Here is a 17,581-nt window from a genome sequence, read left to right as displayed (position 1 = left end):
CAGAAACGCCCGAAAACCTACCCCTGCGCTGCCACTCGTTCAGCTTGGCTCTGTAACTTGTTGAGAGCACTCAGATATGCCTTGGCGGAAGCGACGACGATATCGGGATCGGCACCCACGCCGTTCACCACCCGCCCGGCATTTTGTAACCGAACTGTAACTTCCCCTTGGCTTTCGGTCGAGCCCGAAATGGCGTTGACCGAGTAAAGCACCATCTCGGCGCCGCTTTTCACGTGCGACTCGATGGCCTTGAGGGACGCGTCGACCGGCCCGTTGCCGTCCGATTCTCCGGTCACCTCCCTGCCCTCGACGGTGAACACCACCCGGGCGTGGGGGCGCTCGCCGGTCTCGCTGTGCTGGGCCAGCGAGACGAAGCCGAAGCGCTCGCCGACGTTCGAGCTGCTCTCGTCGCTGACCAGCGCCAGGATGTCCTCGTCGAAGATCTCGGCCTTGCGGTCGGCCAGTTCCTTGAAGCGCAGGAAGGCGGCGTTGACATCGGCCTCGCTGTCCATCTCCACGCCCAGTTCCTGCAGGCGCTGCTTGAAGGCGTTGCGGCCCGAGAGCTTGCCCAGCACGATCTTGTTGGCGCTCCAGCCCACGTCCTCGGCGCGCATGATCTCGTAGGTGTCGCGCGCCTTGAGCACGCCGTCCTGGTGGATGCCCGAGGCGTGCGCGAAGGCGTTGGCGCCGACCACCGCCTTGTTGGGCTGCACCACGAAGCCGGTGGTCTGGCTGACCATGCGGCTGGCCGGCACGATGTGCTCGGTGGCGATGCCCACGTCCAGGCCGAAGTAGTCCCTGCGGGTCTTCACGGCCATCACGATCTCCTCGAGCGAGCAGTTGCCGGCACGCTCGCCCAGGCCGTTGATGGTGCACTCCACCTGGCGCGCGCCGCCGATCTTCACGCCGGCCAGCGAGTTGGCCACGGCCATGCCCAGGTCGTTGTGGCAGTGCACGGACCAGACGGCCTTGTCGCTGTTCGGGATGCGCTCGCGCAGCGTGCGGATGAAGTTGCCGTACAGCTCGGGGATCGCGTAGCCGACGGTGTCGGGCACGTTGATGGTGGTGGCGCCCTCGGCGATCACCGTCTCCAGCACACGGCACAGGAAGTCCACGTCGCTGCGGTAGCCGTCCTCGGGGCTGAACTCCACGTCGGCCACCTTGTTGCGCGCGAAGCGCACCGCCAGCCGGGCCTGCTCGTGCACCTCCTCGGGCGACATGCGCAGCTTCTTCTCCATGTGCAGCGGACTGGTCGCGATGAAGGTGTGGATGCGCCCGCGCGCCGCGCCCTCGAGCGCCTCGGCTGCGCGCGAGATGTCGCGGTCGTTGGCGCGCGAGAGGCCGCACACCACCGAGTCCTTGATCGTGTTGGCGATGGCCTTCACGCACTCGAAGTCGCCGTTGGAACTGGCCGGGAAGCCCGCCTCGATCACGTCGACCTTCAGCCGCTCGAGCTGCTTGGCGATGCGCATCTTCTCGTCGCGCGTCATCGAGGCGCCGGGCGACTGCTCGCCGTCGCGCAGGGTGGTGTCGAAAATGATCAGCTTGTCGGTCATCGTGTGCTCCTTTGTGTCGTCCGAACCACCCTGCGCGCAGGCTCAGGCCGCGACGGCTTCTTCGGCAACCTGCGATTGTGCCCCGCCGCCGGCGCCCTGCTGCGCCCGCTGCACGCCGCAGACGATCGCCTTGAAGGCGGCGGCCGTGGTGTCGGCGTCGATGCCCACGCCGAACAGCGTCTGCGAGTCGTCCACCCGCATCTCGACGTAGGCGACCGAGCGCGCGTCGGCGCCGCCGCCGATGGCGTGCTGCTGGTAGTCGATCACGCGGACGGCATGGCCGGTGGCCCGCTCCAGCGCGCGGCTGAAGGCGTCGATCGGCCCGTTGCCGCGCCCTTCGACGGCATGCACCTCGCCGGCCCACGCCAGGTCGCCGTGCATCGAGACGACGCCCCCATCGTGCGCCTCGACCACGTGGTGGCGCAGGCCGTGCTCCGCGCCCATGCGGTACTCGCTGCGGAAGATCTGCCAGATGTCGGCGGCGGTGAGCTCCTTGCCCTCGGTGTCCATCACGCGCTGAACCGCCTGGCTGAACTCGATCTGCAGGCGGCGCGGCAAGGCCAGGCCGTATTCGCTCTCGAGCAGGTACGAGATGCCGCCCTTGCCCGACTGGCTGTTGACGCGGATCACCGCCTCGTAGCTGCGGCCCACGTCCTTCGGGTCGATGGGCAGGTAGGGCATGTCCCAGATCTCGTCTTCCCTGCGCGCGGCGAAGGCCTTCTTGATCGCGTCCTGGTGCGAGCCCGAGAAGGAGGTGTAGACCAGATCGCCCACATAGGGATGGCGCGGATGCACCGGGATCTGGTTGCAGTGCTCGACCGTGGCGCGGATCTCGTCGATGTTGGAGAAGTCCAGCCCCGGCGAGACGCCCTGCGTGTAGAGGTTGAGCGCGACGTTCACGACGTCGAGGTTGCCGGTGCGCTCGCCGTTGCCGAACAGGCAGCCCTCGAGCCGGTCGGCGCCGGCCATCAGCGCGAACTCGGCGGCCGCCGTGCCGGTGCCACGGTCGTTGTGCGGGTGGACCGAGAGGACGATCGCATCGCGCCGCGCCAGGTGGCGATGCATCCACTCGATCATGTCCGCGAAGATGTTGGGCGTGGAGTGCTCCACCGTCGAAGGCAGGTTGACGATGCACTTGTGCGCGGGCGTCGGCGCCCACACTTCGGTCACCGCATCGACCACGCGCTTGGAGAAGGCCAGGTCGGTGCCCGAGAACATCTCGGGCGAGTACTGGAAGGTCCACTGCGTGTCCGGCTGGCGCGCGGCCTGTTCCTTGAACATGCGGGCATGGCTCACGGCCAGCTCGACGATGCCGTCCTCGTCGAGGCCGAGCACCACGCGGCGCATCACCGGCGCGACGGCGTTGTAGAGGTGGACGATGGCGCGCGGCACGCCCTGCAAGGCCTCGAAGGTGCGCTCGATGAGGTGGTCGCGCGCCTGCGTGAGCACCTGGATCGTCACGTCGTCGGGGATGCGGTCCTCCTCGATCAGCTTGCGCACGAAGTCGAACTCGGTCTGCGAGGCGGAGGGGAAGCCGACCTCGATCTCCTTGAAGCCGATCGCCACGAGCGTCTCGAACATGCGCATCTTGCGCGCCACGTCCATCGGCTCGACCAGGGCCTGGTTGCCGTCGCGCAGGTCGGTCGACAGCCAGATCGGCGCCCGGGTCAGGACGGCATCGGGCCAGGTGCGGTCCTTGAGGCCGACGGGCGCGAAGGCGCGGTACTTGGTGCTGGGTTGCTGGAGCATGTCGATTTCTCTGCGTTGGTTGAACCGACCAGCAACACCCAAAAACAAAACGGCCCGTTGCTGGTGCGAACGGGCCGTGAGGTCTGCGTGTGTACGCGTGCGCGCTACCGCCTCCGCCCGTGCGGGGGAATCAGTAGTAGGGCCAGCGACATCGCGTTCATGGGAGCGGCGACTTTAGCACACATCTTCTCAACGATGCAGGCCCTGCTCATCGGGCTCGTCGGTGGAGACGCTGATCACGCTGACCGGATGCCCCTTGGCCTTGCGCCAGGCATAGATCACGTAGCCGCTGAAGCCGTAGGCCACGAACAGCAGGAACAGCACCGTCGGCGGGTGGATGTTGATCACGGCGATGCCCAGCGCGATGAGCACGATGGTGGCGAAGGGCACACTCCTTTTCACCTGCATGTCCTTGAAGCTGTAGAAGGGCGCGTTGGTCACCATCGTCAGCCCGGCATACAGGGTGAAGAAAAAGGTGATCCAGGTGATGTGCTGCCAGGACAGGTCGAAGGCACCGGTGCCGCGCTTGCCCCAGTCGGTGACCAGCCAGATGAAGCCGGTGACCAGCGCCGCCGCCGCCGGCGAAGGCAGCCCCTGGAACCAGCGCTTGTCCACCACGCCGGTGTTGACGTTGAAGCGCGCCAGGCGCAGCGCCGCGCAGGCGCAGTAGACGAAGGCGGCGATCCAGCCCCAGCGACCCATGCCCTTGAGCGACCATTCGTAGGCGATCAGCGCCGGCGCCGCGCCGAAGGACACCATGTCCGACAGCGAGTCCATCTGCTCGCCGAAGGCGCTCTGCGTGTTGGTCATCCGCGCCACGCGGCCGTCCAGGCTGTCCAGCACCATCGCCGCGAACACGCCGATGGTGGCCAGGTCGAAGCGCCCGTTCATCGCCATCACGATGGCGTAGAAACCGCCGAACAGCGCGGCCAGCGTGAACAGGTTGGGCAGGATGTAGATGCCCTTGCGGCGCTTGCGTGGAAGCGGTTCGCTTGCGGGCGTGTCGTCATGCATGAAATCGGCCTCCAGCACCCGCGCAGCACGCGGGGAAACGCAGTGTAGTCAACGAAAAAGGGCCACCGCCTTCGCGGTGGCCCTTGTTTCGGCGGGAATCCCGGATCAGTTGCGGGTCTGGTCGACCAGCTTGTTCTTCTTGATCCAGGGCATCATGGCGCGCAGCTTCTCGCCCACCACCTCGATCTGGTGCTCGGCGTTCAGGCGGCGGCGGCTGATCAGCGTCGGGGCGCCGGCCGCGTTCTCCAGCACGAAGCTCTTGGCGTACTCGCCCGTCTGGATGTCGCGCAGCACCTTCTTCATCGTGGCCTTGGTCTCGTCGGTCACGATGCGCGGCCCGGTCACGTACTCGCCGTACTCGGCGTTGTTCGAGATCGAGTAGTTCATGTTGGCGATGCCGCCTTCGTAGATCAGGTCCACGATCAGCTTGAGCTCGTGCAGGCACTCGAAGTAGGCCATCTCGGGCGCATAGCCGGCTTCCACCAGCGTCTCGAAGCCGGCCTTGATCAGCTCCACGGTGCCGCCGCACAGCACGGCCTGCTCGCCGAACAGGTCGGTCTCGGTCTCTTCGCGGAAGTTGGTCTCGATGATGCCGGCCTTGCCGCCGCCGTTGGCCATGGCGTAGGACAGGGCCAGGTCGCGCGCCTTGCCGCTCTTGTCCTGGTGCACGGCCACGAGGTGGGGCACGCCGCCGCCTTGCGTGTAGGTGCTGCGCACAGTGTGGCCGGGGGCCTTGGGTGCGACCATCCACACGTCCAGGTCGGCGCGCGGCTGCACGAAGCCGTAGTGCACGTTGAAGCCGTGCGCGAAGACCAGCGAGGCGCCTTCCTTGATGTTGGGCGCCACGTCGTTCTTGTAGACGCTGGCGATCTGCTCGTCGGGCAGCAGGATCATCACGACGTCGGCCTGCTTCACCGCCTCGGCCACTTCGGCCACCTTCAGGCCGGCCTTCTCGACCTTCGGCCAGGAGGCGCCGCCCTTGCGCAGGCCGACCACGACCTTCACGCCGCTGTCGTTCAGGTTCTGCGCGTGCGCATGGCCCTGCGAGCCGTAGCCGATGATGGCGACGGTCTTGCCCTTGATGAGGCTCAGGTCGCAGTCCTTGTCGTAAAACACCTTCATGTTCGTTCTCCGTGATGAATCAAATGCCCGTTCGCCCCGAGCCTGTCGAAGGGCTCTGCCAGGGCTTCGACAGGCTCAGCCCGAACGGGTGAAGAGCTGAGCCTGCAAAGTGAAGCGTCAGACGCGCAGGATCCGCTCGCCGCGGCCGATGCCGCTCGGGCCGGTGCGCACCGTCTCGAGGATGGCGCTGCGGTCGATGGCGTCGAGGAAGGCGTCGTTCTTGCCGTGGTCGCCGGTGAGCTCGATGGTGTAGCTCTTGTCGGTGACGTCGATGATGCGGCCGCGGAAGATGTCGACCATGCGCTTCATCTCCTCGCGCTCCTTGCCCACCGCGCGTACCTTCACCATCATGAGCTCGCGCTCGGTGTAGGCGCCCTCGGTCAGGTCGACCACCTTCACCACCTCGATCAGGCGGTTCAGGTGCTTGGTGATCTGCTCGATGATGTCGTCGGAGCCTGTGGTCTGGATGGTCATCCGCGACAGGCTCGCGTCCTCGGTCGGCGCGACGGTCAGCGATTCGATGTTGTAGCCGCGGGCCGAGAACAGGCCCACCACGCGGGACAGTGCGCCGGGTTCGTTCTCCAGCAGCACGGCGATGATGTGTTTCATTTGCTTGATTCCTCTTTTCGCCGCCCTCCCCTGCGCACGGTAATGCGCAGGCTCGGCGGGCAATAGATTCGTCGAAAAGGAGCCGTGCCTGCGCAGCAGGCCGGCTGGTCGTCCGTCTACAGATCCTCGCTGCCGAGCAGCATCTCGGTGATGCCCTTGCCGGCCTGCACCATCGGGAAGACGTTCTCGGTGGGGTCGGTGCGGAAGTCCATGAACACCGTGCGGTCCTTGAGCTTGCGCGCCTCGCGCAGCGCCGGCTCCACGTCCTCGGGCCGTTCGATCAGCATGCCGACGTGGCCATAGGCCTCGGCCAGCTTCACGAAGTTGGGCAGCGCGTCCATGTAGCTGTGGCTGTAGCGGCCGGAGTACTCGATCTCCTGCCACTGGCGCACCATGCCCAGGTAGCGGTTGTTCAGCGAGACGATCTTGATCGGCGTGTTGTACTGCAGGCAGGTGGACAGCTCCTGGATGCACATCTGCACCGAGCCCTCGCCGGTGATGGTGAACACCTCGGCCTCCGGCTTGGCCAGCTTGATGCCCATCGCGTAGGGGATGCCCACGCCCATGGTGCCCAGGCCGCCGGAGTTGATCCACCGGCGCGGCTCGTCGAAGCGGTAGTACTGCGCGGCCCACATCTGGTGCTGGCCGACGTCCGAGCAGATGTAGGTCTCGGTGTCCTTGGTCATGTTCCACAGCGTCTCGACGACCTTCTGCGGCTTGATGACTTGCTTGTTGTCGCTGTCGTACTTCAGGCAGTCGCGGCTGCGCCAGCCCTCGATGGTCTTCCACCAGTCGGCCAGCGTGGCGGCGTCGGGCTTGGTGCTGCTCTCGCGCACCATCGAGATCAGCTCGGTCAGGACGTCCTTGACGTCGCCCACGATCGGGATGTCCACCTTCACCCGCTTGGAGATGGAGGACGGGTCGATGTCGACGTGGATGATCTTGCGCTCGTTCTGCGCGAAGTGCTTCGGGTTGCCGATCACGCGGTCGTCGAAGCGCGCGCCCACCGCCAGCAGCACGTCGCAGTTCTGCATCGCGTTGTTGGCCTCGATGGTGCCGTGCATGCCCAGCATGCCGAGGAACTTGCGGTCGCTCGCCGGGTAGGCGCCCAGGCCCATCAGCGTGTTGGTGACCGGGTAGCCCAGCATGTCCACCAGCGTGCGCAGCTCGTTGCAGGCGTTGCCCAGCAGCACGCCGCCGCCGGTGTAGATGTAGGGGCGCTTGGCGCCCAGCAGCAGTTGCAGCGCCTTGCGGATCTGGCCGCCGTGGCCCTTCTTCACCGGGTTGTACGAGCGCATCTCCACCTTCTCGGGGTAGCCGTGGTAGGCCACCTTCTTGAAGGAGACGTCCTTGGGGATGTCGACCACCACCGGACCGGGACGGCCGCTGCGCGCGATGTGGAAGGCCTTCTTCATCGTCAGCGCGATGTCCTTCGCGTCCTTGACGAGGAAGTTGTGCTTGACGATGGGGCGGGTGATGCCGACGGTGTCGCACTCCTGGAAGGCGTCCTGCCCGATGGCGGGCGTGGGCACCTGGCCGGCGATGATCACCATCGGGATCGAATCCATGTAGGCGGTGGCGATGCCGGTGACCGCGTTGGTCAGGCCGGGGCCGGAGGTGACCAGCGCCACGCCGACGTCGCCGGTGGCGCGGGCGTAGCCGTCGGCCGCGTGCACCGCCGCCTGCTCGTGGCGCACCAGCACGTGCTGCATGGTGTCCTGCTTGTACAGGGCGTCGTAGATGTAGAGGACGGCGCCGCCGGGATAGCCCCAGATGTACTTGACGCCTTCGGCCTGCAGTGCCTTGACCAGCACCTCGGAGCCCATGAGTTCCTGTGTCTGGCTGCCGGTGGCCGCGGCGGCAGAGGCGAGTTCGGCCTTGGAGATTTCCATGTCAGATCAACCTTTCGAGTTTTCGGGAACGAAAAACCTTGGGTGCCCCTTGCCAGCCCTTGTGGGACCGCGTCGGGACTTGAGGCCAAAACCATGGGCGGCAAGGATGTTCCGCCGGGCAGTGACCCGTTTGCCATTTGAGCGAAGCCTTGCATTATGGCACCGCTGCCGGCGATCTCAGGGGCCGGGTGCCATAATTCGCGCGCCGAGGCACCGCCCCCGACGGTGCCCGCCCCTCCTTCCCCACGCCCGCGCGCCCTTTCGCTTGGCCACCGAACAAGAACTTTCCGACTTCCTCAAGAGCGTGGAGAAGCGGGCGTTCAAGCGCTGCGTCTACCACGTACGCGACGAGGAGGCGGCGCTGGACATCGTGCAGGACAGCATGATGAAGCTGGCCGAGCACTACGGCGACAAGCCGCCCGCCGAGCTGCCCCTGCTGTTCCAACGCATCCTGTCCAACTGCACGCTGGACTGGTTCAGGCGCCAGAAGACACGGCGCGCGCTGTTCTCCAACCTCAGCGACTTCGACGGCGGGGACGGCGACGGGCCGGCCGACTTCGACCTGCTGGAAAGCCTCGCCGCCACCGTGGACACCCGCGAGACGGAAAGTGCCGAGGACAGCACCCGCCGCGCGCAGGTCTTCCACGCGATCGAGGCCGAAATCGCCGCCCTGCCCGCCCGTCAACGCGAGGCTTTTCTGCTGCGTTACTGGGAAGACATGGACGTGTCCGAGACGGCTGCCGCCATGGGCTGCTCCGAAGGCAGCGTCAAGACGCACTGTTCGCGTGCCGTCCATGCCCTGGGCAAGGCGCTCAAGGCCAAGGGAATCCAGCTATGAACCCGACATCGAACCCCTCTTCCGCCGCCCTGGAAGACCGCTTCGGCCGTGCCGTCGCCACCCGCCTGTCCACGGGCGAGGCCGCGCTGCCGCACGACGTCGCGGAGCGCCTGCGCGCGGCGCGCATGCAGGCGCTGGCGCGGCGCAAGCCGGCGCAGGCGCACACACCCGCCGTGGTGGCCGGCCGCTCCGGCACGGCCGCCGTGCTGGGGCGGGGCGACTGGCTGAGCCGGCTGGCGACGGTGCTGCCCCTGCTCGCGCTGCTGGTCGGGCTGGTCGCCATCTCGGCTTGGCAGGACGAACAGCGCGCCAGCGAGATGGCCGATGTGGATGCCGCCCTGCTCACGGACGACCTGCCCCCCGCCGCCTACACCGATCCGGGCTTCGCGCAGTACCTCCTGCGCGAGGCCGCGGCCGCGCATTGACCGATGCCCCAGCGGATGCATCGCCCGTCGCTGCGCGCCGCCGTGCTGGCGGCATGCCTGCTCGCCTTCGGCGGGGGAACGGCTGCGCTGGCCGGGCCGCCCTCCCCGGGCCCCGCCAAGGCAGGCGGCACCAAGCCCGCCCGCGGCGCCACGGCTCGCCCGCTGTGGCATGAGCTGACAGCCGACCAGCAGGCCGCCCTGCACCCCCTCGCCAAGCTCTGGAACAGCCTGGGCGAAGCCCACAAGCGCAAGTGGCTGGCGCTGTCGGGCAACTTCTCGCGGATGAGTGCGGAAGAGCAGGCCACGATGCACAGCCGCATGACCGAATGGAGCACCCTCAGCCCACGCCAGCGGGCGCGAGCGCGCCTGAACTTCGCCGAAATCAGGCGGCTGGCCCCCCCGGACGAGCGCAAGGCGAAGTGGGAGGCCTACCAGGCGCTCAGCGAGGAAGAGCGGCGCCGGCTGGCGGCCAGCGCCGCCGCCGTGCCCGCCACCACCGCGATGCCGGTGCGTCCGGTGCCTGCTCGCAAGCTGGCGCCGGTGCCGGCCGACGCCCTGCATGATCCCCGCAGCGCCCCGCGCATCCAGCTGGAGCCGCCGCCCGTGCAGGGCCCCCTGCTGGCGCCCGCCGGCGGAGCGGACCGGCCCGCCCGCTAGCCGGTGCTGCCGGTGCACGAGAATGCGGGGATGCTTCCGCGCACCTCGCCGCCAGACTCCCCCACCACCCGACCGCCACCTGCCCCGGACGCCGCCGGCACCACACCCGCCGCACCCGACCTGAAGACGCCCGGCCTATGGCGGCGGATGGCCTGCTGGCTGTACGAAGGCATGCTGATGTTCGCCGTGGTCTTCGTCGCGGACTACCTGTTCAGCGCCCTCACCCAGACCCGGCACGGCCTGCAGAACCGCCACGGCCAGCAGGCCTTCCTGTTCGTCGTCATCGGCATCTACTTCACCTGGTTCTGGTCCCGCGGCCAGACGCTGGCCATGAAGACCTGGCACATCCGCGTCGTCGACCGCCACGGCCGCCCGCTGACCCAGCCGCGCGCGCTGCTGCGCTACGTGCTCTCGTGGGTCTGGTTCCTGCCGCCGCTGGCCGGCATCTGGGCCTCGGGCGTGCCGATGTCGGCCGGGCAGCAGACGGTGCTGCTGATCGGCTGGATCGCCATCTGGGCGCTGCTGGCGCGCTTCCACCCGCAGCGCCAGTTCTGGCACGACGCCTGGGCCGGTACGCGGCTGGTGTCCAGCGAAGGGGGCCGCCGATGAGCACCCCGCTGCCCACCGAGCCGGCCGTCGTCAACCCGCAGAAGTCCCGGCGCGGCCTGAACCGCCTGTGGCACGCCGCGGGCTACTCGCTCAACGGCCTGCGGGCCGGCTGGGGCGAGCCGGCCTTCCGCATGGAGGCGCTGCTGGCGGTCGTCCTGGTGCCGCTGGCCTTCTGGCTGGGCCGCGACTGGGCCGAGGTGGCGCTGCTGGCCGGCAGCGTGGTGCTGCTGATGATCGTGGAGCTGCTGAACACGGCGGTGGAGGCGGCCATCGACCGCATCGGCCCCGAATGGCACGACCTGTCCAAGCGCGCCAAGGACATGGGCAGCGCGGCAGTGTTCCTGGCCTCGCTGCTGTCCGCCTGCATCTGGCTGGCGGCGCTGTGGCAGCGCTTTCTCGCGTCCTGAGCGAAGGGGCGCGCATGGTTCCCGAATCTCCGATGACCTCCTCCTCTTCTTCGTCTTCTTCCCGCTTCTCGGTCTGCGTGTATTGCGGTTCGCGCGCCGGCGCCGACACGGCCTATGCCGCGGCCGCCACCGCCGTCGGCACCTGGATCGGCCGCCAGCGCGGCCAGCTGGTCTACGGCGGCGGCCGCACCGGCCTGATGGGCACCGTCGCCGAAGCCGCGCGCGCGGCGGGCGCCCGCGTGGTCGGCATCATCCCGAAGGCGCTGGTGGACCGCGAACTGGCCAACCCGCTGTGCGACGAACTGCACGTGGTCGACACCATGCACGAACGCAAGGCCATGATGGGCGAGCGCGCCGACGCCTTCCTGGCTCTGCCCGGCGGCATCGGCACCTTCGAGGAGCTGTTCGAGATCTGGACCTGGCGCCAGCTGGGCTACCACGACAAGCCCGTCGGCATCCTCGACGTGGCGGGCTACTACGAAGGACTGCTGTCCTTCCTCGCCGGCAGCGTGCGTGCCGGCTTCATGGGCGAATGGCAGATGGACCTGGTGCGCACCGGCACCCAGCCCGAGGCGCTGCTGGAGGCCCTGCGCACCGAGGCCGCCGCCCACCCGCGCGGCGACCAGTTGGCGCAGGTCGTCTGACGCCTTCCGCCGGGGCGGGCGTCAGATCGCGCCGTCGTCCTCCTCGCCGGTGCGGATGCGCACCACGCGCTCCACGTTCGTGACGAAGATCTTGCCGTCGCCGATCTTGCCGGTGCGCGCGGCCGAGACGATCGCCTCCACGCAGCGGTCGACGTCGGCATCCGACACCACCACCTCGATCTTCATCTTGGGCAGGAAGTCGACCACGTACTCGGCGCCGCGGTACAGCTCCGTGTGGCCCTTCTGGCGGCCGAAGCCCTTGACCTCGGTGACCGTCAGGCCCGAGACGCCGACCTGGGCCAGCGCCTCGCGCACGTCGTCGAGCTTGAAGGGTTTGACGATGGCGGTGATCTGCTTCATGGGCGGCTGGCTCTTTCTCGGTTCGGTTGATGCAGGGAGACTGGCGATAGGTTAACGCCAAAACCCGCGGGCCGACGCGCAGCGCGGGCCGCTGGTACGCTCGGCGGCCCATGCGTTCCTCCACACCGACGGCGCCGTTCGGGCCGCTTCTGCACTGGTTCAACGGGCAGGCCGGGCTCCTGCTCGTTTTCACCACCCTCATCTGGGGCTGCAACGCCGTCGCCGCGCGGCTGGCGGTGGGCGAGATCTCGCCCATGATGCTGACCACTGCGCGCTGGAGCATCTGCTGCGTGGCGCTGTGGTTCACCGCCCGGCGGCAGGTGGCGGCGCATTGGCCCGTGCTCAAGCCGCGCTGGCGCTACCTCTCGGTGATGGGCGTGAGCGGCTTCACGGCCTTCAACGCCCTCTTCTACGCCGCCGCGCACCACACCACCGCCATCAACATCGCGATCATCCAGGGCACCATCCCGGTGCTGGTGCTGCTCGGCGCGGTGCTGTTCCTGCGCCTGCGCGTCACGCCGCTGCAGTCGCTGGGCGTGCTGGTCACCCTGGCGGGCATCGTGGTGATCGCCTCGCGCGGGCAGTGGGCGGTGCTCGCCGGGCTGGCCTTCAACATCGGCGACGTGTGGATGGTGATCGCCTCGCTGCTGTACGCCGGCTACATGCTGGGCCTGCGCTGGCGTCCGGCGGTGCCGCCGATCGTCTTCTTCGCCGCGGTGGCGGGCGTAGCGGCGCTGGCCTCGCTGCCGCTGCTGGCGGCCGAGATCGCCACCGGCCACTTCTTCATGCCGACGCTCAAGGGCTGGGCGCTGATGCTGTTCGTCGGGCTGTTCCCCTCCTTCGTCTCGCAGATCACCTTCATCCAGGCGGTCAGCCTCATCGGCGCGGCGCGGGCGGGCGTGTTCCTGAACCTGACGCCGGTGTTCGGGCCGCTGCTGGCGGTGCTGATCCTGGGCGAGCCGCTGGCGCTCTACCACGCGGTCGCGCTGGCGCTGGTGCTGGGCGGCATCTGGATCGCCGAGCGGCTCGGCGCACGGTCCACCGGAGCCGCCTGATGGCCGCCGAGCCGGTCCTGCGCATCCACATCGATCCGGCGCAGATCGACGCCGCGGCGTGGGACGCGCTGCTGGCGCGCCAAGCCGAGCCCACCCCGTTCATGCGCCACGCCTACCTCGACGCGCTGCATGCCAGCGGCAGCGCCACGGCCGACACCGGCTGGGCGCCGGCCTTCGCCACCCTCTGGCGCGGCGAGGCGCTGCAGGCCGCCTGCCCGCTCTACGTCAAGAGTCATTCCTACGGCGAATACGTCTTCGACTGGGCCTGGGCCAACGCCTACGAAGAGCATGGCCTGGCCTACTACCCCAAGGCCGTGTGCGCGGTGCCGTTCACGCCCGTGCCCGGCGCTCGGCTGCTGGCGGTGGACGCCGAGCACCGCGTGCTGCTGGTCGACGGCCTGGTGCAGTGGTGCCGGCAGATGGAGTTGTCGTCGCTGCACCTGCTCTTCGGCGACGACGAGGACATCGCCGCCTGCCAGGCGGCCGGCCTGATGCTGCGCCACACCGTGCAGTTCCATTGGAACAATGTGGCCCCCACGCTCCCCGCTTCGCTGGGTTCGCTGCCCCCCGAGGGGGCGCTCGCCGCCTTGGGACGGCCCGGCGGCGGCGGGGGGTATGCCCACTTCGACGCCTTCCTCGCCGCCCTCTCGCACGACAAGCGCAAGAAGATTCGCCAGGAGCGGCGCAAGGTGCGCGAGGCCGGCGTCGGCTTCCGCTGGGCACGCGGCGCCGACATCGGCGAAGCCGACTGGGACTTCTTCTACCGCTGCTACGCCCGCACCTACCGCGAGCACGGCAACCCGCCCTACCTCACGCGCGACTTCTTCCGCCGCCAGGCGGCGCAGATGCCGGAGGCCTGGCTGCTGTTCATCGCCGAGCGCGAAGGCCGCCGCATCGCCGCCAGCCTGATCGCGCTGGAGGAGCGCGAGGGCAGCCCTGCCGTCGCCTATGGCCGCTACTGGGGCGCGCTGGAGCGGGTGGACTGCCTGCACTTCGAGGCGTGCTACTACCAGCCCATCGAATGGTGCATCGCGCACGGCGTGCGGCGCTTCGAGGGCGGCGCGCAGGGCGAGCACAAGATGGCCCGCGCCCTGATGCCGGTGCGCACCACCAGCGCCCACTGGCTGGCACACCCGGCCTTCGCCGAGGCGGTGGAGCGCTTCCTGGCGCGCGAAGACGCCGGCATCGGGCACTACATGACCCATCTGGAGGAGCGCAACCCCTTCAAGGGCTGATGCAGGGGCGCATCGGCTGGACCACAATCGGATGCCGCTCCGGCCCCATGCCATGCCCCGCCTGATCCTCCTCCTGCCCGACGGAAGCACCCGGCAAGCGCCGGTGAACGGCCTGCCGTTCAGCATCGGCCGCATGCCGGGCTGCGACCTGGTGATCGACGACCCGCTGGTCAGCCGCCGCCATGCGCTGCTCGAGCAGGCAGGCGACACCCTGCGCCTGAGCGACCTCGACAGCCACAACGGCACCTTCGTCAACGGCAAGCGCATCACGCAGTGCGCGCTGGCGGACGGCGACCGGTTGCGCGTGGCCGAATGCACGCTGCGCATCCTTTTCAGCGACCGCGAACTGGACGCCGCGGAAGCCTTGCGCCTGGTCGCCGCGCCCGGCAGGTTGAGCCAACCGGAACGGCAGAGGCCGGCGTCCCGGCCCGGCGGCTGAGGCCGCCATGAAAAAAGAGCGCCTCGGCGCTCTTTTCCTTTGGTCTTCCTACTTCTTGTAGGCGGCCACGCCGTCGGCGATCTCCTTGTGGGCGGCCTCCACGCCTTCCCAGCCGAGCACCTTGACCCACTTGCCGGCTTCCAGGTCCTTGTAGTGCTCGAAGAAGTGGCTGATGGCCTTCAGGCGCATCGGGTTCACGTCGTCCACCTTCTTCCAGTGGCTGTAGATCGGCAGGATCTTGTCGGTGGGCACGGCCAGCACCTTGCCGTCGATGCCCGCCTCGTCTTCCATCTTCAGGATGCCCAGCGCGCGGCAGGTCACCACCACGCCCGGATGCAGCGGGTACGGCGTGATCACCAGCACGTCCACCGGGTCGCCGTCGCCCGACAGCGTCTGCGGCACGTAGCCGTAGTTGGTCGGGTAGTACATGGCGGTGGTCATGAAGCGGTCCACGAAGATCGCGCCGGACTCCTTGTCCACTTCGTACTTGATCGGATCCGCGTTCATCGGGATCTCGATGACCACGTTGAATTCGTCGGGGAGCTTCTTGCCGGGGGAGACTTTGTCGAAAGCCATGATGTGTTGTCTTTGGTGGGAAGGCACGGCCGCGGCCGCATGGGGACAAACCCGGAGTTTAGCGACCGTGCCACACGGCCCCCGCACGATGTCACGGTTTTGACGGTAAATTCGTCGCGTTGGCCAATCGGCACCCTGTCCGCGCACAGGGGCTCGAGGAAGCAACGCGGCGGCAGCATCGGCCCATCGCGTTGCACACCGGGCTGGATGCTGGCGTCTCCGCTTCTGTTTGTGTGCAAACAACCGAGGAGATTCGTGGCATGACCGGCAACACCCCTCTCGTCCTCGCCATCGTCTGCGGCCTGGTGGCCGTGGCGTACGGCATCTGGGCGCGCAGCTGGATTCTTTCGAAAGACGCGGGCAACGCCCGCATGCAGGAGATCGCGGCGGCCATCCAGGCCGGCGCATCGGCGTACCTGGCCAAGCAGTACACCACCATCGCCGTCGTCGGCATCGTGCTGGCGGTGCTGATCGGGCTGTTCCTGGACGTGACCACGGCCATCGGCTTCGTGGTCGGCGCGGTGCTCTCGGGCGCCTGCGGCTTCATCGGCATGAATGTCTCGGTGCGCGCCAACGTGCGCACGGCGCAGGCAGCCACGCAGGGCATCGGGCCGGCGCTGGACGTCGCCTTCCGCGGCGGCGCCATCACCGGCATGCTGGTGGTGGGCCTGGGGCTGCTGGGCGTGGCGGGCTTCTACTGGTTCCTGGGCGGCACCGCCGCCACGAGCTCGCAGGCGCTCAATCCGCTGATCGGCTTCGCCTTCGGCTCCTCGCTGATCTCCATCTTCGCGCGGCTGGGCGGCGGCATCTTCACCAAGGGCGCCGACGTGGGCGCCGACCTGGTGGGCAAGGTGGAGGCCGGCATCCCCGAGGACGACCCGCGCAACCCCGCCGTGATCGCCGACAACGTGGGCGACAACGTGGGCGACTGCGCCGGCATGGCGGCCGACCTGTTCGAGACCTACGCCGTCACGCTGATCGCCACCATGGTGCTGGGCGCGCTGATGGTGACGGCGGCGCCGGTCAACGCCGTGCTCTACCCGCTGGCGCTGGGCGGCGTGTCGATCATCGCGTCGATCATCGGCTGCTTCTTCGTCAAGGCCTCGCCGGGCATGAAGAACGTGATGCCGGCGCTGTACAAGGGCCTGGCGATCGCGGGCATCCTGTCGCTGATCGCCTTCTGGTTCGTGACGGCGTGGCTGGTGCCCGACAACGCGGTGCGCGAGACCGGCAGCCAGATTCGCCTGTTCGGCGCCTGTTTCGTCGGCCTGGCGCTCACCGCCGCGCTGGTGTGGATCACCGAGTACTACACCGGCACGCAGTACAAGCCGGTGCAGCACGTGGCGCAGGCCTCCACCACCGGGCACGGCACCAACATCATCGCGGGCCTGGGCGTGTCGATGCGCTCCACCGCCTGGCCGGTGATCTTCGTGTGCATCGCCATCATCGCGTCGTACGCGCTCGCGGGCCTGTACGGCATCGCGGTCGCCGCCACGGCCATGCTGTCCATGGCCGGCATCGTGGTCGCGCTGGACGCCTACGGCCCCATCACCGACAACGCCGGCGGCATCGCCGAGATGAGCGAACTGCCCTCCTCCGTGCGCGACATCACCGACCCGCTGGACGCCGTGGGCAACACCACCAAGGCCGTGACCAAGGGCTACGCCATCGGCTCGGCCGGCCTGGCGGCGCTGGTGCTGTTCGCCGACTACACGCACAAGCTGGAGACCTACGGCCAGGCGATCGACTTCAATCTGTCGGACCCGATGGTGATCGTGGGCCTGTTCATCGGCGGCCTGATCCCCTACCTCTTCGGCGCCATGGCGATGGAGGCCGTGGGCCGCGCCGCCGGCAGCGTGGTGGAGGAAGTGCGGCGCCAGTTCCGCGAGATCAAGGGCATCATGGAAGGCACCGGCAAGCCCGAATACGGCAAGGCGGTGAGCATGCTCACCGGCGCGGCCATCAAGGAGATGATGATCCCCTCGCTGCTGCCGGTGCTGGTGCCGATCGTCGTCGGCCTGGTGCTCGGGCCGAAGGCGCTGGGCGGCCTGCTGATGGGTACCATCGTCACCGGCCTGTTCGTCGCCATCAGCATGTGCACCGGCGGCGGCGCCTGGGACAACGCCAAGAAGTACATCGAGGACGGCCACTTCGGCGGCAAGGGCAGCGAGACGCACAAGGCCGCCGTCACCGGCGACACGGTGGGCGACCCCTACAAGGACACCGCCGGCCCGGCGGTGAACCCGCTGATCAAGATCATCAACATCGTGGCGCTGCTCATCGTGCCGCTGGTGGTGAAGTTCCATGCCGGCGATGCCGCCGCCATGACGCATCCGCCTGCCGCGGCCCCGGCGGCGGCCGTCGCCCCGGCCGCCGGCACGGGGAAGTGAGCCG

18 protein-coding genes are annotated in these 17,581 nt (G+C 68.4%); 10 read left to right on the top strand and 8 right to left on the bottom strand.

Annotated features, from left to right (window positions below):
* Window positions 1-17: 17 nt before the first annotated feature.
* From Q392_RS26735 to Q392_RS26710, 6 genes are all read right to left on the bottom strand, one after another.
* On the bottom strand, window positions 18-1,556 hold the full coding sequence (locus Q392_RS26735; RefSeq protein WP_038215903.1) for a 2-isopropylmalate synthase: 1,539 nt from the start codon (window positions 1,554-1,556) through the stop codon (window positions 18-20).
* Between the two features lie 42 nt (window positions 1,557-1,598).
* Window positions 1,599-3,305 carry a 2-isopropylmalate synthase gene (gene leuA / locus Q392_RS26730; protein WP_038215900.1) on the bottom strand — a complete coding sequence of 569 codons (1,707 nt, stop codon included), beginning with the start codon at window positions 3,303-3,305 and terminating at the stop codon, window positions 1,599-1,601.
* A gap of 189 nt (window positions 3,306-3,494) precedes the next feature.
* Window positions 3,495-4,319 carry a CDP-diacylglycerol--serine O-phosphatidyltransferase gene (gene pssA, locus Q392_RS26725; protein WP_038217175.1) on the bottom strand — a complete coding sequence of 275 codons (825 nt, stop codon included), beginning with the start codon at window positions 4,317-4,319 and terminating at the stop codon, window positions 3,495-3,497.
* Between the two features lie 105 nt (window positions 4,320-4,424).
* Window positions 4,425-5,441: a ketol-acid reductoisomerase gene (ilvC, locus tag Q392_RS26720; protein ID WP_038215898.1), complete on the bottom strand. Its 1,017-nt coding sequence runs from the start codon at window positions 5,439-5,441 to the stop codon at window positions 4,425-4,427.
* 117 nt (window positions 5,442-5,558) lie between these two features.
* Entirely contained in the window at window positions 5,559-6,050 is a 492-nt protein-coding gene (gene ilvN / locus Q392_RS26715) for an acetolactate synthase small subunit (protein ID WP_038215896.1), read from the bottom strand.
* 116 nt (window positions 6,051-6,166) lie between these two features.
* Window positions 6,167-7,942, bottom strand: a complete 1,776-nt coding sequence (locus tag Q392_RS26710; protein ID WP_038215894.1) for an acetolactate synthase 3 catalytic subunit — start codon at window positions 7,940-7,942, stop codon at window positions 6,167-6,169.
* A 265-nt stretch (window positions 7,943-8,207) separates the two neighbouring features.
* Here Q392_RS26710 and Q392_RS26705 point away from each other — a divergent pair, with 265 nt between their 5' ends.
* From Q392_RS26705 to Q392_RS26680, 6 genes are read left to right on the top strand one after another with little or no spacing between them, the layout of a single operon-like run.
* The gene (locus Q392_RS26705; protein ID WP_038215892.1) at window positions 8,208-8,780 is read left to right on the top strand and encodes an RNA polymerase sigma factor; all 573 of its coding nucleotides are present in this window, start codon (window positions 8,208-8,210) and stop codon (window positions 8,778-8,780) included.
* Entirely contained in the window at window positions 8,777-9,205 is a 429-nt protein-coding gene (locus Q392_RS26700) for a DUF3619 family protein (protein WP_038215890.1), read from the top strand. The genes Q392_RS26705 and Q392_RS26700 overlap by 4 nt, the downstream gene beginning before the upstream one ends.
* Before the next feature lie 3 nt (window positions 9,206-9,208).
* Window positions 9,209-9,862 (top strand): DUF3106 domain-containing protein, encoded by a 654-nt coding sequence (locus Q392_RS26695; protein WP_084217435.1) that lies wholly within the window; start codon window positions 9,209-9,211, stop codon window positions 9,860-9,862.
* A 30-nt stretch (window positions 9,863-9,892) separates the two neighbouring features.
* Window positions 9,893-10,471 (top strand): RDD family protein, encoded by a 579-nt coding sequence (locus Q392_RS26690; protein ID WP_084217434.1) that lies wholly within the window; start codon window positions 9,893-9,895, stop codon window positions 10,469-10,471.
* Window positions 10,468-10,878, top strand: a complete 411-nt coding sequence (locus tag Q392_RS26685; protein WP_038215884.1) for a diacylglycerol kinase — start codon at window positions 10,468-10,470, stop codon at window positions 10,876-10,878. Before Q392_RS26690 ends, Q392_RS26685 begins: the two co-directional genes overlap by 4 nt.
* Before the next feature lie 14 nt (window positions 10,879-10,892).
* Window positions 10,893-11,522, top strand: a complete 630-nt coding sequence (locus tag Q392_RS26680) for an LOG family protein (protein WP_245610836.1) — start codon at window positions 10,893-10,895, stop codon at window positions 11,520-11,522.
* A 21-nt stretch (window positions 11,523-11,543) separates the two neighbouring features.
* On the opposite strand, the gene Q392_RS26675 is transcribed toward Q392_RS26680, so the two are convergent.
* The gene (locus tag Q392_RS26675) at window positions 11,544-11,882 is read right to left on the bottom strand and encodes a P-II family nitrogen regulator (protein ID WP_038215878.1); all 339 of its coding nucleotides are present in this window, start codon (window positions 11,880-11,882) and stop codon (window positions 11,544-11,546) included.
* Between the two features lie 110 nt (window positions 11,883-11,992).
* Here Q392_RS26675 and Q392_RS26670 point away from each other — a divergent pair, with 110 nt between their 5' ends.
* Genes Q392_RS26670 through Q392_RS31545 form a run of 3 tightly spaced genes read left to right on the top strand, consistent with a single transcriptional unit; the run spans window position 11,993 to window position 14,611 of the window.
* Window positions 11,993-12,937, top strand: coding sequence for a DMT family transporter (locus Q392_RS26670; protein ID WP_051953997.1), 945 nt, complete (start codon window positions 11,993-11,995; stop codon window positions 12,935-12,937).
* Entirely contained in the window at window positions 12,937-14,172 is a 1,236-nt protein-coding gene (locus Q392_RS26665; RefSeq protein ID WP_038215875.1) for a GNAT family N-acetyltransferase, read from the top strand. The genes Q392_RS26670 and Q392_RS26665 overlap by 1 nt, the downstream gene beginning before the upstream one ends.
* 52 nt (window positions 14,173-14,224) lie before the next feature.
* Window positions 14,225-14,611, top strand: a complete 387-nt coding sequence (locus Q392_RS31545) for an FHA domain-containing protein (RefSeq protein ID WP_211260322.1) — start codon at window positions 14,225-14,227, stop codon at window positions 14,609-14,611.
* Between the two features lie 48 nt (window positions 14,612-14,659).
* Here the strand turns inward: Q392_RS31545 and ppa are convergent, their stop codons facing one another.
* Window positions 14,660-15,187, bottom strand: coding sequence for an inorganic diphosphatase (gene ppa, locus Q392_RS26655; RefSeq protein WP_038215872.1), 528 nt, complete (start codon window positions 15,185-15,187; stop codon window positions 14,660-14,662).
* A gap of 260 nt (window positions 15,188-15,447) precedes the next feature.
* Here ppa and Q392_RS26650 point away from each other — a divergent pair, with 260 nt between their 5' ends.
* On the top strand, window positions 15,448-17,577 hold the full coding sequence (locus tag Q392_RS26650; protein ID WP_051953995.1) for a sodium-translocating pyrophosphatase: 2,130 nt from the start codon (window positions 15,448-15,450) through the stop codon (window positions 17,575-17,577).
* The last annotated feature ends 4 nt before the right edge of the window (window positions 17,578-17,581 follow it).

It is taken from the genome of Xenophilus azovorans DSM 13620, from assembly GCF_000745855.1.
In the GTDB taxonomy this organism is placed as follows: Bacteria; Pseudomonadota; Gammaproteobacteria; order Burkholderiales; family Burkholderiaceae_C; genus Xenophilus; species Xenophilus azovorans.
The sequence above is the reverse complement of the archived record's forward strand: the minus strand, read 5'-3'. Positions and strand labels throughout refer to the sequence as shown.